A 15,081-nucleotide genomic window follows, 5' to 3' on the forward strand; every position below is an offset into this window, starting at 1 on the left:
ATCAAGGAATAATAAAAAAGCGGCTTTTGCCGCTTTTTTTACATTAACTTTTTCAATTCTTGATAAAGCTTTGCCGTCGGCAATCCGACCACATTATTATATTCTCCCTCTATTTTTTTTACGGCGATTAAACCGATCCATTCCTGTATTCCATAAGAACCCGCTTTATCTAATGGTGAAAATTTAGTAACATAATGATCGATTTCATCCGCATCTAATTCGTAAAAATAAACAGTTGTCGTTTCGACGAAAGTACTAATCTTACCCTCCCATGAGATCGCTACAGCAGTCAACACCAAATGTTTCTTACCAGACAAGTTTGTTAGCGTTGCTCTGGCTTCCTGTTCATCTTTGGGTTTACCTAAAATTTCGCCCTTATCCGATACGACAATAGTATCAGCACAGATAACCAAACAATCGTCTTTATCCCCAAATGCCTCCGCTTTACAAATAGCGATTTGGCGAACGACCTCAGCAGCGGATAAATTCGGATCCACGTATTCTGCCGTTTCCCGAACGTCGACTTCAAATGTCAGCCCAAGCCCTGCTAACAGCTGTTTTCTCCGTGGAGATTGAGACCCTAATATAATTGTTCTATTTTTTAGATTTTTCAACATCCTTATATACTTTTTACTGTTTCATCCTCATACCAATTGCCTTGTACTTTCATGACCTTTTCGATCAATTCACGCACAACTCCCTTTCCGCCACAAAAACCAGACACATAATGTGAAATTTTCTTGATCTCTTCTACTGCATCTGCCGGAGAAACAGCTACTCCAACAGACTTCATACAGCTAAAATCAGGGATATCGTCACCGATGTACATCAACTGATTTAATTCAAGCTTGTAATCATAAGCAAGTTCTTTCATTTTAGACAGCTTGTCAGTAACTTTTGAATACACTTCTTTGATTCCCAAACCTTTCATCCGCTGCTCGACCCCCTTCGAACCTCCCCCTGTGATAATAAAAATAGGATAGCCTTTCTTGATCGCCAACTGCATAGCATAGCCATCTTTTATATTAAATGTACGTAACTGATGCCCTTCTTCATTAACTTGTACAGTACCATCAGTCAATACACCATCTACATCCAATACAAATGCTCTTATCGATTTAAATTCGGTCAATACCATAAAAATTTATTTTTGTAAAAGTAAGGCATTTCGAGTAATAATTCGCGTAGCGATACTGATCTAATTGACAGGGCCGTCAGATAATTATTCAGTTAAGCCAAAATATCATTTGTGTGTCACAACATAGTTGTATTAGCAACTTATCCTCAAAAATATTTGGATGCTACTGTATATTTACCGTATCTTTGTAGAAGATAATTAAAGGTTATCTCGCTATGAAACACTAACAGCAAGCAGTCAGAAGAGTTATTTACTTGAAGCTTGCATAAGATTTAAAAAAACAATCATTTTTAGTTTTCACGGCACAACACGGCAACTAATTTAGTTTAGAAGCCCTTAAAAAGTCTTTTCATAATTTAGGTTTATAATTGGTTAGTAACGAACCCTGGTGCCCATCATCAGGGTTTTGTTTTTATAAGCATTTTTTCTTCTTCTATTTAATAGACTTGACCGAACCATCTCCCTACCAACATATAGCTAAGAACAATTTTCAATCAATTTTTAGACAGTGATCAGTCACTGATTATTCAGTCTACACTGAGTTATCACTGAACAATCACTGAACAAACACTGAACAAGTACTGTTAAAAGGCCTAATTTGATCACTGCTTGATCCCTACTTGCTGCAACTCAGAATTAAAAGACAAAAAATGCTATGAGCTACGCTTACGTAACAAAAAATCGCTATTGCGCGGTAATCGATTATTTTAGGATGCCCCTTGACTGTTTATAGGTTTGTTTCTATTCTGACTTTTGATTATTTTAGGAATAGCAAGTTTTTTTGTTATTTTACATATATCTTTTTCCCCAGGTACCATCGAAACACAATACCTACAGAAAAGTAAACGATAAACTCATTCTAACATGGATCGAAAAAATTATAGAAAGCAAATTACCATAGGAGTGATAATTTCTTTTTCGCTTATCTTCCTTTCAGCCCTATATTTTTTCATATCGCTGCATCATAACTTAAATAACGAGCGAAGTATTGTTCGTGTTGCCGAAAATAGATTCAATATCATTAATGAAATTAAATCAAGTGTAGACGAGGTAAATGACATCAAACTTGATTACCTGAATAAGAAAGACGCTTCGCTATTTATTCCTTATAAAATGGAATTAAAAAAAATGGATGAACTGTTACGATCTTTAAGTCTGAAAGATGATTTTTACCATGTTCAACCAAATAGCACTGAAAACATCCGTAAAGATATTGTTGCATTTTATGACTTTGAGCAGGATATCGATCATACAAAGGAAACTCAATCCATATCCCATAATATTCACGAGCGAAAGGCCTCAATATTAAATCAGATCGATCTAATGTCGAGAGACCTATTAGACCAACGGGCAAAAAGGTTAGAACAGTCTCGAAATGAACTGCAACTTGCCCAGTACATTACTTACCTTTTCATCGCCATTGGCTTAAGTGGGTTCTTCTATATTCTCGCTAAAATTTCCTCAATCTCTAGATTTCTGAGGTCTACAGTGAAAAGTCAACAAGAATCCAATAACCGCCTCCAACTATTGCAAGACCAGACTAACAGTGATAACTGGATTTTGAATGCTATTAACGGTATCGACGAACAGTTACGCGGTGATTATACAGACAAGAAAATTGCTGAAATAAGCCTACATGCTATTGCTTCCACGACAAAAGCATTAGGTGGGACTATTTATATTTTCGATGATAACTATCAGGAATATCAGCTATGCCACAAAATTGGCATTTCCTCCACACAGTATATCAAACGAACGTTTAAGGAAAACGATGGTATTTTGGGCGAAGTCGCAAACAATCATAAAGTCGTTAAAATAAAAGATATTGACCACAAGCACCTTATCTTAGAGACCTCATTATCTGATCACTTAGAAGCTGAGATTTATATTGTACCCTTCTCTTATGAAAGCCATTGTGTCGGTGTTATGGAGATTTGTTGCCCCATTATCAATGAGAAGGACGAGCAACTGCGATTTAACTTCTTGGATAAAGCAAAAGATAACATTGCCGTTATCATCAAAGTAGCCCAAACTCATGGAAAGCTTGCCGATCTTTATGAGGAACTTCAACAACAAACGGAGGAATTAGAGACTCAACAGGAGGAATTGAGAACAACTAATGAAGAGTTAATCCATAAGACACATTTGTTGGAGGCTTCTGAGGAAGAGCTTCGAGTACAGCAGGAAGAACTTATCCAAACCAATAATGAGCTGGACGAGAAGGCAAAATTGCTCTTTGCACAAAATGAAGATCTGGAAAAAGCCCGTCAGGCCATAGCCCAAAAAATAGAGGAAGTAGAGCTTTCTAGCAAATATAAATCTGAATTTATGGCCAATATGAGCCATGAATTGCGGACACCACTTAATAGTATTCTCATTCTTGCCAAATTACTTCAGGATAACAAAAAGAAAAACCTCAGTGAGGACCAAATAAAATATGCTTCTGTTATTCATAGTGCCGGCTCAGATCTACTACATTTAATTAACGAATTGTTGGATCTGGCAAAAATTGAATCGGGCAAAGTCGACGTCCAAAAAGAACGTATCAACACGAACTATCTTGTCAATTATATTAAAGATTTTTTCAGTGATACCGCAGCGTCGAAAAATATTCACTTCTTACTCGATGTCGACGTAAATGCACCGCAGGAATTCATTGGTGATGAACATCGTATACAACAAGTCCTCAAGAATTTATTATCGAATGCGTTTAAATTTACGGGTGAAAAGGGCGAGGTCTCTTTAGCAATAAAAGCTGAAGCAGAAAATCTTCTTTTTACGGTTGAAGATAGCGGTATTGGCATTGCTCCTGAAAAACAAGAGCTAATCTTTGATGCTTTTAAACAGGAAGATGGTTCAACTAGCCGTAAATATGGTGGCACTGGTCTCGGCCTATCAATATGCCGTGAAATTGCTAGCTTATTAAAAGGGAAAATAACCTTATCCAGTAAGGTTGGTGAAGGTAGTATCTTCACCTTCAGTATCCCGCTAGAACAGGAGATTCAAATTTCAGTCCCGAAAGTAACATCTATCGAAAAAGAAAGTAATCCGCCAACGCAAATTCCGAAGGAAAATCCTATAGTCGAAAAAACGAAGTCGATCGACAACGATGGAAAACACAATAAACTTCTCATTATTGAGGATGATTTTATTTTTGCAGATATTCTAAAAGACTACGCCGAACAAAATGGCTACGATGTATACATCAGTTATGATGGGCAAGATGGTTTACAAAAAGCACAAAATTTACGACCTGCCGCAATTATCTTAGATATTATGTTGCCTAAAATGGATGGTTGGGAAGTTCTTCGTAACCTCAAAAAAATTGACAGCACCAAAGAGATCCCCGTGCACATGATGTCGGCAGGAACATTTTTACATGATGAACCTATTTCTGCAGGAGCCATCGGGTTTATGGCTAAACCTGTGTCAGAAGACTCTTTGGCTGAAACATTCTTAAAAATAAAAGCATCGACTAGTCATCCATTGAAAAAAATTCTGCTGGTGGAAGATCAGGAAATTCAAAGCGATTTTATCAAACAATCTTTAGAAGAACAACATATTCAGATATTTCAGGCTTTCAATGCGAGACAAGCCCTCGATTTATTAGATCAAGAGAAATTGTTTGACTGCATCATTATGGATCTGAATCTCCCTGACAAATCAGGCATTGAACTCCTGAATGAAATCAAATCGAACAATCAATTTAAGGATTTACCCATTATCATCAATACGGCAATGGAACTCACAACAGAGCAGACTTCCGAAATTTTGCATCACAGCCAAGCGATGGTCCTTAAGTCAGCTAAATCAAATAATCGTCTGATTGATGAAGTTAATTTATTCTTAAATAAAATTCGCGGCAATAAGCACGAATACACGATGTTCAATCACTCAGGATCCTCTGTAATTGCGGAAAACAATTTAGCTTTCAAAACAGTATTACTGGCAGATGACGATATGCGGAATATTTTTGCCCTTAGCACGGCGTTTGAAAGCTATGATATGAACATTGAAATTGCCAACAATGGTCAGGAAGCTTTAGATATTCTTGAACGGAATAAACAGATTGACCTTGTTTTAATGGATATCATGATGCCCGTTATGGATGGTTATGAGGCTATCGAAAAAATTAGGGCAAACAAGAAATTTGCAAACCTTCCTATTATTGCTGTGACAGCGAAAGCAATGAAAGGTGATAGAGAAAAAACAATTGCTGTTGGAGCAAACGATTATATTAGTAAACCGGTTGATGTTGACAAATTAATATCCCTAATGCGCGTATGGCTGAGTTAACCGATAAAATAGTAGCAATGATAAGTTTTGAAGAGTTGGAAGAAGTTATTGATATAGTAAAAAATCTCCACGGCTATGATGTGTCCGGCTATACAAGAGCTTCTTTAAAAAGACGTGTGACTAGAATAATGGAACTTAACAAGCTCAATCTACAGGAGCTAAAGTCCAATTTGATCAATCAGCCCGGATTCAGCACCTATTTCCTACAGGAAATTACAGTCAATGTGACTGAAATGTTTAGGGATCCCGATTTTTATAAAGCTGTAAAAACGGATGTATTTCCCTATCTCGCAACTTATCCACATATAAAACTCTGGAGTGCAGGCTGTTCTACTGGCGAAGAAGTTTATTCGCTGGCCATATTGTTAGAAGAAGCAAATCTTTACCAACGTGCGTTTATTTATGGTACCGACATTAACAGCAAAGTGTTAGAAAAGGCAAAACGCGGTATCTATTCTCTTGCAAAAGTTAAAGAATACTCGGAAAATTTTATTAAAACAGAACCAAAAAACTCATTGTCGGATTATTATACAGCGATGTACAACGCCGCTACCATTAATAATAGTCTGAAAAAAAATGTCCTTTTCTCCATGCATAGCTTGGTGTCCGATGGCGTTTTTAATGAATTTCAACTGATTACCTGCCGTAATGTATTGATCTATTTTGATACTGAACTGCAAAATAAAGTCCTGGATTTATTCTATCATTCTCTTTGCCATCTGGGCTTCTTATGTTTGGGAGCGAAAGAATCTTTAATCAACTATAAAGACGCTGCTAAATTTAAGATCGTAAACAAAAAACAGAATATTTACCAAAAAATTGGGTAGTAGGTGATGGAAAGAAAAATTCTTTTGTTAGCGGGGTCTGCAGGTGGGTTTAGTGTCATTCTAAATATATTAAAGTCATTGGAACGACCAATCCGCATACCCGTTATTGTCATTGTACATAGAAACCCTAAATATGCTTCTAGTATTGAGGACACGCTTTCCAAAGCGCTTGTTCAAAAAATAAAAACTGCAGATGATAAGGAAGCGATAGAAGATGGGACTATTTATTTTGCCCCTGCTGGCTATCATCTTTTAGTTGAACCAGACTATAGCTTTTCTTTGGATATCTCGGAACCTGTTCAATACTCAAGACCATCAATTGATGTGACTTTTGAATCCGTGGCCGAAATATATAAAGAAAATTGTACGGCTATCTTATTCTCTGGAGCGAATCAGGATGGTGCACAGGGATTATTAATGATAAAAAGATACGGCGGGACGACTTTTGTACAAGACCCTGCGACGGCTGAAGTTCCCATTATGCCTGAAGCAGCTATTCAACTCGATGCACAGGAACGCATTTTGAGCATTCAAGAAATTAAAGACTACATCAAGCAATTGACTTAAAATTGTATTTAGATTTGCTATAATGAAGAAGATAAATATATTGATTGTCGATGATAAAATTGAAAATATTATCAGTCTTACAGCACTGCTGGAGGATATCGAAAATATAAATATAGTGACGAGCACAGATCCCAACGAAGCTTTAAAAATCTGTTGGAAAGAGGATATTGACTTAGCGCTCGTTGACGTGCAGATGCCAGAAATCAATGGTTTTGAATTTGTTTCCTTCCTAAAGAAGAATCCAAAAACAAACCATATTATCCCCATTATGGTAACAGCGATTTCAAAAGAAGACAAATACCTCATTCAGGGACTTAATAGCGGAGCTGTGGATTATCTATATAAACCGCTTAACCCGGAAGCAACCATCGCGAAAGTAAAATCTTTTGTCCAACAATTATTGATACAGCAGGAAATTAAAGAGAAAAACATTGCTTTAGAAGAATCAAAACAGGCCATTCTCAAAGCTAAAGAAGAGGCCGATCTTGCCAGAAAGTCGAAAGAAACCTTTTTAGCCAATATGAGCCATGAGATTCGTACGCCTATTAATGGCATTATGGGCATTACACAGATGCTAAAAAACTCCCAGCTCACTTTTGAACAAGAAAACTGGATCAATAAACTGGATTCTGCCTCACAAAATCTGCTGACCATTATCAACGACATATTGGATCTCTCAAAAGTTGATTCGGGCATGATGAAGCTTAATATGGAGTCGACATCAGTGCACGATATTACAGATGATCTAAACAATCTCTTTATTGATAAAGCCAACTATAAAGGGCTCAATTTTTCAATTGATGTAGACGATCGGATCACAAGTTATTTTCTGACAGATCCATTACGGTTGAAACAGATATTGACCAACTTTATTTCCAATAGTTTTAAATTCACCTCCGAAGGTTCTGTTGTATTAAAAATTCAGCTCCTAACAGAAGATAACCATAACATCTGTTTACGGTTTCAGGTTATAGATACAGGGATCGGCATCGTAGAAGACGCCCTGGAAAAAATATTTATTGCGTTTGAACAGGGAGAAGATAGTATCACCAAAAAATTTGGCGGTACAGGATTAGGTCTTGCGATTGTAAAACGTATTGCTGCACTGCTCAACGGTCGGGTTTTTGCTTCAAGTGAATATGGTAAAGGAAGTATATTTTCCTTTGAATGTACTTTCGACAAAATCAAAGACAAACCGGTAGAGAAAGCAACGCAGGTACTCTATACAGAATTACCCAAGTTCAACTTTCCGATGATCCTGATTGCTGAAGACAATGAATTAAACAGTTTTATGCTGGCAAATATCCTGAAGAGCTGGAATTGCGAAATCACTTTGGCGACCAATGGCCTCATTGCATTAGAAGAAATCAATAAGAAAAAAATTGATCTGGTGTTTATGGATGCCCATATGCCACTCATGAGTGGTTTTGAAGCGATCAAGGAAATACGTCGAAACACTAATCCGTTAATCGCAAACATGCCGATTATTTCCATTTCAGCCTCTGTGCTCCAAGCCGAACAACAGGAAGCGCTCGATGCCGGAGCCAATGAAGTTGTCGGAAAGCCATTCGATCCTATCAAATTATATAAAACAATTGATACTTTATTGTCAAAATTGAAATGATAGTTTCAATTTATCAATGAAATCATTAATTTTAGAACATAAACAAGATGTTTTGATGTTATTTCTCATGAACGCGCATCCAGAAAGGAATTACGTTCGTCATAACTTCATCACTAAACCGCTAAAGGCTGCGGAAATGCCTACAATAAATAAAAGATAAACAAACAATCATTCAAATGAAAAAACTTTTTATGATACCAGCAGTTGCAGTTGCTTTATCAATTGCGTCTTGTGGTGGAAACAGTGACAAGTCTGAAAAATCAACTAGTACAGAAGCGACAACTTCAACCGAAAGCCAAGCAACAGAAACAGTGCCTGGTATTGAAAACGTAGCTATTTCCAACAGCTTATCTTTAGAAGGTAACGATCAAATGAAATATAATAAGGATTTATTCCGTGTAAAAGCGGGTGAGCCAGTAGAATTATCTTTCAAAAATGCAGGTACTATGCCAAAAGAGTCCATGGGACATAACGTAGTTATCCTAAAACCAGGTGTTGACCTTCCAACTTTTGGTGCTGAGGCTGCTGCAGCTGCTGCAGACGAATATATTCCAAAATCAGCTTTATCTTCAATTGTTTCCCACACAAAATTATTGGGACCTGGAGAAACTGATAAAATCACTTTTACACTTGAAAAAGGAGTTTATACGTTTATTTGTAGCTTCCCTGGTCACTATGGTGTCATGCAAGGAAAAATTGTTGCAGAATAACAAATAAGTAAAAAAGGATATTCAAAATATGAATATCCTTTTTTCGATTTATACCCCACTAGCACCGATTCATTGTTCCACAAGGTGCATAATTTCCATTCTTTTATCAAAAAAATGTAAAGTAAGGATCTTTGGTCACAAATCTTAAGTTTTGATTTCCTATCCCATTAATAATCATTAAATTTGTGGTACAAAAAAATAAAACGTAATCAATGCAATACGACGTAATTGTAATCGGAAGTGGTCCAGGCGGATATGTAGGAGCTATCCGTTGTGCCCAATTAGGATTAAAAACAGCTGTTATTGAAAAATATAGCACATTTGGTGGTACTTGTCTTAACGTTGGATGTATTCCTTCAAAAGCGCTTTTAGATTCTTCGGAGCATTACCACAATGCTGCGCACAATTTTGATGCATTCGGCATCAGCTTGAAAGACCTGAAAGTAGACATGGCAAAAATGATTGCTCGTAAAGACGATGTCATTGGCCAAAATACTGCTGGTATCACCTTCTTATTCAAGAAGAATAAAATTGACAGTTTTCAGGGTGTGGGTTCATTTGTGGACAAAAACACCATCAAAATAACGAAAGCAGATGGTTCTACAGAGCAGATCACTGGTAAAAATGTAATTATCGCAACGGGATCGAAACCGACTTCATTGCCTTTCTTACCTGTTGATAAAAAAAGAATCATTACCTCAACCGAAGCACTTAACCTAAAAGAGATACCTAAACACCTTATTGTCATTGGTGGCGGTGTTATTGGTTTGGAATTAGGCTCAGTTTATGCTCGTTTGGGTTCAAAAGTTTCAGTTGTTGAATTTGCAAAATCTATCATCGGTACAATGGATGGTGGCTTAGGAAAAGAACTACAACGTGTTTTGAAAAAATCGTTGGGCATGGAGTTCTATTTAGGTCATAAAGTGACTGGAGCTTCCGCGAAAGGTAAAGTTGTAAAAGTAACTGCTGAAGATCCAAAAGGACAAGAAGTAACTTTAGAAGGTGATTATTGTATCGTAGCCGTTGGTCGTACCGCATATTCTGAAGGCTTAGGATTAGAAAATATCGGCATCACAGTAGAAGAAAGAGGTAAGAAGATCCCAGTTAATGCCCATCTGGAAACAGCTGTACAAGGTGTATTTGCAATTGGTGATGTGATCACTGGAGCAATGTTGGCACACAAAGCTGAGGACGAAGGTGTATATGTTGCTGAATATATCGCAGGTCAAAAACCACATATTGATTATAATTTGATTCCAGGTGTTGTTTATACTTGGCCTGAAGTTGCTTCTGTTGGAAAGACTGAAGAGCAACTTAAAGAGGCAGGTGTAAAATACAAAGCTGGATCATTCTCTTTCAAAGCTTCTGGTCGTGCAAAAGCATCTGGTGACACCGATGGTTTTGTAAAAGTACTGGCAGACGCGACAACTGACGAAGTATTAGGTATACATATGATTGGTCCTCGTGCAGCAGATATGATTGGTGAGGCAACCGTAGCCATGGAATACCGTGCATCTGCAGAAGATATCGCACGTATTTGTCATGCACACCCAACCTATACTGAAGCAATCAAAGAGGCGGCACTAGCAGCTACAGCAAACAGAGCAATACACGCTTAGGCGATAAATATCGAATATTCAAGGGGGAAAAGGAAACTTTTCCCCCTTGTCATAAATACCTATATACGATGAATTTTTATACAAGAAAATGGGTCAAACCCGAAGACCTAAATCCCAATGGAACATTATTTGGAGGAACACTACTGCGATGGATTGATGAAGAAGCGGTCATTTATGCTATCGTTCAATTAGGAAATCCCAAAGTGGTTACGAAATTTATTTCAGAAATAAACTTTGTAAGCTCAGCCAAGCAAGGCGATATTCTCGAACTGGGTATTGAAGCGATTAATTTTGGAACAACATCGTTAACGATGCGCTGCGAGGTCCGCAATAAAATATCCAGGAAAACAATTCTATCGATCGATAAATTGGTCTTTGTAAACCTGGATGAGGATGGTAACTCCGCTCCTCACGGAAAAGATAGCATTACCTATGCTTATATGGGGATTGAGAAGACAGGTAGAGATGATTAAACATCTCCCCTGTCTTTATAAATTTAGTATATCCACTCATTAGCGACGGAAACACTTATTCGTCTTATATACTGGTATTCTTTTAATCTATCCTCTACCCAATTCCTTGCGGAAATTCAGCTATTAGAATTTTAGAGAAAAAGACTAAGATTTTTGTCTTTTTCCCTCGATCTCTTTTTTAAGATCTAATTCCACCCAAAAGCCAAAAATAGGGATCAAAGAAGCCAAGAAATATTTCACGGCCTTTAATATAGGCCACTTGTATTCTACAGTTGACATGATCAGCATGACGACGAAGATAACGACAAAGAAGCCATGAATGGAACCGGCTATTTTGACTGCTTCGGGGATTCCCGCAAAATACTTCAACGGCATAGCAATAAAAAACAAGCAAATGGTGGAGATTGCTTCCCACAGAGCGATCTGTCTGAATATTCTTAACATAATGATAAACTGTGTATTGTGAATTTCAAAAATAAGACTCTAAATACGGTTTATCTATTATTTTTCCCCCTTTTACCAAGATGTGACATTGACCTAGAAACAGCGACAGTGTTTTATCAGAAACCGCCAATTTTACAATAAATAGTTCATATTCATCAGAAAAAATGCGTACTTTTGAATGAATATATGCTTCACATATTTTGTCATTTGAAGCTATAACACTCAACTACAGAATATTTATTTATATGAATTACGACATCATTGTAATCGGTAGTGGTCCAGGCGGGTATGTTGCTGCCATTAGAGCCGCTCAGTTAGGGTTCAAAACAGCGATTATTGAACGCGAATCATTAGGCGGAATCTGTCTAAACTGGGGCTGTATCCCTACAAAAGCATTATTGAAAAGTGCTCAGGTATTTGAATATTTAAACCATGCCGCTGATTACGGCATCAATGTTCAAGGTGGTGAGGCTGATTTTGACGCTATTGTCAAAAGAAGTCGCGGGGTTGCTGAAGGAATGAGTAAAGGTATTCAGTTCTTGATGAAAAAGAATAAAATCGACGTCATCAATGGAACTGCAAAAATTAAAAAAGATGGTAAAATCGATGTGAAAGCAGCAGACGGTTCTACTAAAGAATATTCGGCAAAACATACCATCCTAGCGACTGGTGCACGTTCACGTGAATTGCCTAATTTACCTCAAGATGGTAAAAAAATTATCGGCTACCGTCAAGCAATGACACTTCCTAAACAACCAAAATCTCTAGTTGTTGTTGGTTCAGGTGCTATCGGTGTTGAATTTGCTTATTTCTATAATGCAATCGGAACAAAAGTAACTATCGTAGAATTTATGGATAGAATCGTTCCTGTTGAAGATGAAGAAATTTCAAAACAATTAGAGAAAAGCTTAAAGAAACAAGGTATCACCATCTTAACGAAGTCTGAAGTTCAATCCGTTGACACAACAGGTGAGTTGAGCAAAGTTTCTATCAAAACAGAAAAAGGCATTGAAGTTATCGAAGCAGAGATTGTATTATCGGCTGTTGGTATCGCTCCAAATATCGAAAATATCGGCTTGGAAGAGGTTGGTGTAAAAACTGATCGCGGCCGCGTTGTTGTAGATGATTTCTACAAAACAAACATCGAAGGTGTATATGCTATCGGTGACATCGTTAAAGGCCAAGCCTTGGCTCACGTTGCCTCAGCAGAAGGGATCACTTGTGTTGAAAAAATCAAAGGTCTACATGTTGAACCTATTGACTACAATAATATCCCTGGCTGTACATATTGCTCCCCAGAAATTGCTTCTGTAGGTTATACCGAAAAAGCGGCGAAAGAAGCCGGCTATGAAATTAAAGTTGGTAAATTCCCATTCTCAGCTTCAGGAAAAGCTTCAGCTGCTGGTGCGAAAGATGGCTTTGTTAAAGTTATCTTTGACGCTAAATATGGTGAGTTTCTAGGCGCACACCTTATCGGAGCCAATGTTACAGAAATGATTGCAGAAGTTGTTGTTGCCCGCAAACTGGAAACAACAGGTCATGAAATGATTAAAACGATCCATCCTCACCCAACAATGAGTGAAGCGATTATGGAAGCTTGTGCTGATGCTTACGGTGAAGTCATTCACTTGTAGTATTAAAACAAATAAAAGTAAAAAGGGGAAAATCTAACGATTTTCCCCTTTTTACTTTTATGACCGAATGGATAATAGCGATTACATAACCAATCGCGACTTAAAGACGATTTGTTGATCGACAATTTCGGTGTTGTCAATGCGTTCAAATAAAATTTCAGCCGCTTTACGCGCTTGCATTCCCGGAAATTGCTCTATGCGTCCCATTGGCGGATTTTCCATATATTGCCATAACGGATAGTTCGCATAACTAATAAAGAAAATATCTTGATTTAAGACAAGCCCCTTTTGTCTGGCCGCTTTCATCAAATCAAGTGTAACAAAGTCATTAAAAGATATAATTGCAGAAGGTCGCTCAGACATTGCGAATATACTATCCATAGCCTTTTCATTTCCTTCCGTACTCAGGTCTGTTTCGATGATATTCTTTTCTAGAATATCCATCCCATTCCTTTTCATGGCAGATAAATAAGCTACTTTTCGATCTTCACTAGCCGGCAAGGTTTTCGGCCCATTTACAAGTGCAATAACTTTATGTCCACGCGCTACGAAAGCATCCACAGCTTCGTTCATACCCGTAGAAAGATCGCTTTGTACTTTATTGATATTGGGTAAACTAGGCACACAGTCAAAGAAGACAATCGGGATACCAGACGCTTCCAATTTCTCAATGAATTCTAAATTGGTCGTCTTTTTACCTATAGACATCAAAATCCCATCGACACGATGGTTTTTAAATGTTTTTAAGATCTGCTCTTCACGCTCGGGGTCATCCAGTGATTGTCCCATCAGCACAGTATATCGATGTTCTGATGCAACATTTTCAATTTCACTAATGGCGAAAGAAAAAAACGGTTCAGACAGACTCGGTAAAATAACAGCAATCGTAAATGTTTTACGCTGCTTGAAGAATATAGCCGTTTGATTGGGTTCATAATTCAATTCTTCGGCCATTTTTTTTACGCGCATTGTTGTTACCAATCCAATACTAGGATGATCATTCAATGCTCTAGAAACCGTCGAAGGACTGATTTTCAGCTTCTTGGCAATTTCTTTAATCGTGGCAGGCTTGTTCACTTTATTCATAAATCCAAGGGCTTTATATAAAAATAGGGCTTTTATATCCCTAATCATAATTTTTTTTCAACAATATTGACGACGATTTTAATGACAATTATTGTTGGTAGATTAAACAAAGATACTTACTGTAAACTTAGTCTACAAATTGAATTGCGGTCGTTTCTACGGTAAACTCATGGGCAAGGAACTCCAGTGGTTCAATTCCCCTAAAAACGAGTTCATCCAGAAAGTAAACTTTTATCTCATCCCCATATTCACCCCAATCCACAAATTTAACTTTATTGAGTTGTTCTAGCGGATTTCCTTTCGTCAAAATACAAACATGTTTATCTGCGGCTTTTAACTGCCTAAACAGCGTATTAATATGATCAAACAAATGTAACCGTAGCGGCAAAATTGCATTGACATGAAGCCGCTCAAAATTCTCCTTATATTTTTGATCAAATCCAAAAGTTTGCTGCGCATGTTCGAACAATAAATTCTCACCCTGATGCTCAAGGTGATTTTTCATAAATTGAACCAAATGTGCTTGAGCCGGAACAGTCTCTGTAAATTCTATAAAATTAGCAAAAAGATAATATACTTGAAGTAAGTAATCCCTTTTAGGAAAAACAACATCATCTAATTCAAAAACATATACCTTTTTTTCTTCTGGGAACATCATGATAT

13 protein-coding genes are annotated in these 15,081 nt (G+C 37.3%); 8 read left to right on the forward strand and 5 right to left on the reverse strand.

Features of this window, described 5'->3' with window-relative positions; translation table 11 throughout:
- Positions 1 to 38: 38 nt before the first annotated feature.
- Together HS960_RS16710 and HS960_RS16715 are read right to left on the reverse strand one after the other, a co-directional pair.
- The gene (locus HS960_RS16710; RefSeq protein WP_153846011.1) at positions 39 to 617 is read right to left on the reverse strand and encodes a Maf family protein; all 579 of its coding nucleotides are present in this window, start codon (positions 615 to 617) and stop codon (positions 39 to 41) included.
- A gap of 2 nt (positions 618 to 619) precedes the next feature.
- Positions 620 to 1,138: a KdsC family phosphatase gene (locus HS960_RS16715; protein WP_153846012.1), complete on the reverse strand. Its 519-nt coding sequence runs from the start codon at positions 1,136 to 1,138 to the stop codon at positions 620 to 622.
- Positions 1,139 to 2,002: 864 nt separating this feature from the next.
- Between HS960_RS16715 and HS960_RS16720 the strand changes: the two genes are divergently transcribed.
- The 7 genes from HS960_RS16720 (at position 2,003) to HS960_RS16750 (ending at position 11,254) form a co-directional block, all read left to right on the forward strand.
- The gene (locus HS960_RS16720) at positions 2,003 to 5,434 is read left to right on the forward strand and encodes a response regulator (protein WP_153846013.1); all 3,432 of its coding nucleotides are present in this window, start codon (positions 2,003 to 2,005) and stop codon (positions 5,432 to 5,434) included.
- The gene (locus HS960_RS16725; RefSeq protein ID WP_227550176.1) at positions 5,422 to 6,261 is read left to right on the forward strand and encodes a CheR family methyltransferase; all 840 of its coding nucleotides are present in this window, start codon (positions 5,422 to 5,424) and stop codon (positions 6,259 to 6,261) included. Before HS960_RS16720 ends, HS960_RS16725 begins: the two co-directional genes overlap by 13 nt.
- A gap of 6 nt (positions 6,262 to 6,267) precedes the next feature.
- Positions 6,268 to 6,828, forward strand: coding sequence for a chemotaxis protein CheB (locus HS960_RS16730; RefSeq protein WP_200845652.1), 561 nt, complete (start codon positions 6,268 to 6,270; stop codon positions 6,826 to 6,828).
- A 22-nt stretch (positions 6,829 to 6,850) separates the two neighbouring features.
- Positions 6,851 to 8,452: a response regulator gene (locus HS960_RS16735; protein ID WP_153846016.1), complete on the forward strand. Its 1,602-nt coding sequence runs from the start codon at positions 6,851 to 6,853 to the stop codon at positions 8,450 to 8,452.
- Between the two features lie 176 nt (positions 8,453 to 8,628).
- Positions 8,629 to 9,162 (forward strand): plastocyanin/azurin family copper-binding protein, encoded by a 534-nt coding sequence (locus tag HS960_RS16740; protein WP_075991088.1) that lies wholly within the window; start codon positions 8,629 to 8,631, stop codon positions 9,160 to 9,162.
- Positions 9,163 to 9,374: 212 nt separating this feature from the next.
- The gene (gene lpdA / locus HS960_RS16745) at positions 9,375 to 10,781 is read left to right on the forward strand and encodes a dihydrolipoyl dehydrogenase (protein WP_182330103.1); all 1,407 of its coding nucleotides are present in this window, start codon (positions 9,375 to 9,377) and stop codon (positions 10,779 to 10,781) included.
- A 68-nt stretch (positions 10,782 to 10,849) separates the two neighbouring features.
- Positions 10,850 to 11,254, forward strand: coding sequence for an acyl-CoA thioesterase (locus HS960_RS16750; RefSeq protein ID WP_153846018.1), 405 nt, complete (start codon positions 10,850 to 10,852; stop codon positions 11,252 to 11,254).
- Between the two features lie 144 nt (positions 11,255 to 11,398).
- Here the strand turns inward: HS960_RS16750 and HS960_RS16755 are convergent, their stop codons facing one another.
- Positions 11,399 to 11,698, reverse strand: coding sequence for a DUF3817 domain-containing protein (locus HS960_RS16755; protein ID WP_046674086.1), 300 nt, complete (start codon positions 11,696 to 11,698; stop codon positions 11,399 to 11,401).
- Positions 11,699 to 11,943: 245 nt separating this feature from the next.
- Between HS960_RS16755 and lpdA (HS960_RS16760) the strand changes: the two genes are divergently transcribed.
- On the forward strand, positions 11,944 to 13,332 hold the full coding sequence (lpdA, locus tag HS960_RS16760) for a dihydrolipoyl dehydrogenase (protein ID WP_153846019.1): 1,389 nt from the start codon (positions 11,944 to 11,946) through the stop codon (positions 13,330 to 13,332).
- Between the two features lie 81 nt (positions 13,333 to 13,413).
- Here lpdA (HS960_RS16760) and HS960_RS16765 read toward each other — a convergent pair whose 3' ends face one another.
- Together HS960_RS16765 and HS960_RS16770 are read right to left on the reverse strand one after the other, a co-directional pair.
- On the reverse strand, positions 13,414 to 14,418 hold the full coding sequence (locus tag HS960_RS16765; RefSeq protein ID WP_120333605.1) for a LacI family DNA-binding transcriptional regulator: 1,005 nt from the start codon (positions 14,416 to 14,418) through the stop codon (positions 13,414 to 13,416).
- Between the two features lie 127 nt (positions 14,419 to 14,545).
- Positions 14,546 to 15,076 (reverse strand): HAD family hydrolase, encoded by a 531-nt coding sequence (locus HS960_RS16770; protein ID WP_153846020.1) that lies wholly within the window; start codon positions 15,074 to 15,076, stop codon positions 14,546 to 14,548.
- Positions 15,077 to 15,081 lie beyond the last annotated feature (5 nt).

It is taken from the genome of Sphingobacterium paramultivorum (genome assembly GCF_014109745.1).
Taxonomy (GTDB): domain Bacteria; phylum Bacteroidota; class Bacteroidia; order Sphingobacteriales; family Sphingobacteriaceae; genus Sphingobacterium; species Sphingobacterium paramultivorum.

Bases quoted from the DNA above. Each gene is read 5' to 3' on its own strand.
- HS960_RS16720 (WP_153846013.1), top strand. From the start codon at position 2,003: ATGGATCGAAAAAATTATAGAAAGCAAATTACCATAGGAGTGATAATT.
- HS960_RS16730 (WP_200845652.1), top strand. From the start codon at position 6,268: ATGGAAAGAAAAATTCTTTTGTTAGCGGGGTCTGCAGGTGGGTTTAGT.
- HS960_RS16735 (WP_153846016.1), top strand. From the start codon at position 6,851: ATGAAGAAGATAAATATATTGATTGTCGATGATAAAATTGAAAATATT.
- HS960_RS16715 (WP_153846012.1), bottom strand. From the start codon at position 1,138: ATGGTATTGACCGAATTTAAATCGATAAGAGCATTTGTATTGGATGTA.
- HS960_RS16770 (WP_153846020.1), bottom strand. From the start codon at position 15,076: ATGATGTTCCCAGAAGAAAAAAAGGTATATGTTTTTGAATTAGATGAT.
- HS960_RS16740 (WP_075991088.1), top strand. From the start codon at position 8,629: ATGAAAAAACTTTTTATGATACCAGCAGTTGCAGTTGCTTTATCAATT.
- HS960_RS16725 (WP_227550176.1), top strand. From the start codon at position 5,422: ATGGCTGAGTTAACCGATAAAATAGTAGCAATGATAAGTTTTGAAGAG.
- lpdA (WP_153846019.1), top strand. From the start codon at position 11,944: ATGAATTACGACATCATTGTAATCGGTAGTGGTCCAGGCGGGTATGTT.
- HS960_RS16765 (WP_120333605.1), bottom strand. From the start codon at position 14,418: ATGAATAAAGTGAACAAGCCTGCCACGATTAAAGAAATTGCCAAGAAG.
- HS960_RS16710 (WP_153846011.1), bottom strand. From the start codon at position 617: ATGTTGAAAAATCTAAAAAATAGAACAATTATATTAGGGTCTCAATCT.
- lpdA (WP_182330103.1), top strand. From the start codon at position 9,375: ATGCAATACGACGTAATTGTAATCGGAAGTGGTCCAGGCGGATATGTA.
- HS960_RS16755 (WP_046674086.1), bottom strand. From the start codon at position 11,698: ATGTTAAGAATATTCAGACAGATCGCTCTGTGGGAAGCAATCTCCACC.
- HS960_RS16750 (WP_153846018.1), top strand. From the start codon at position 10,850: ATGAATTTTTATACAAGAAAATGGGTCAAACCCGAAGACCTAAATCCC.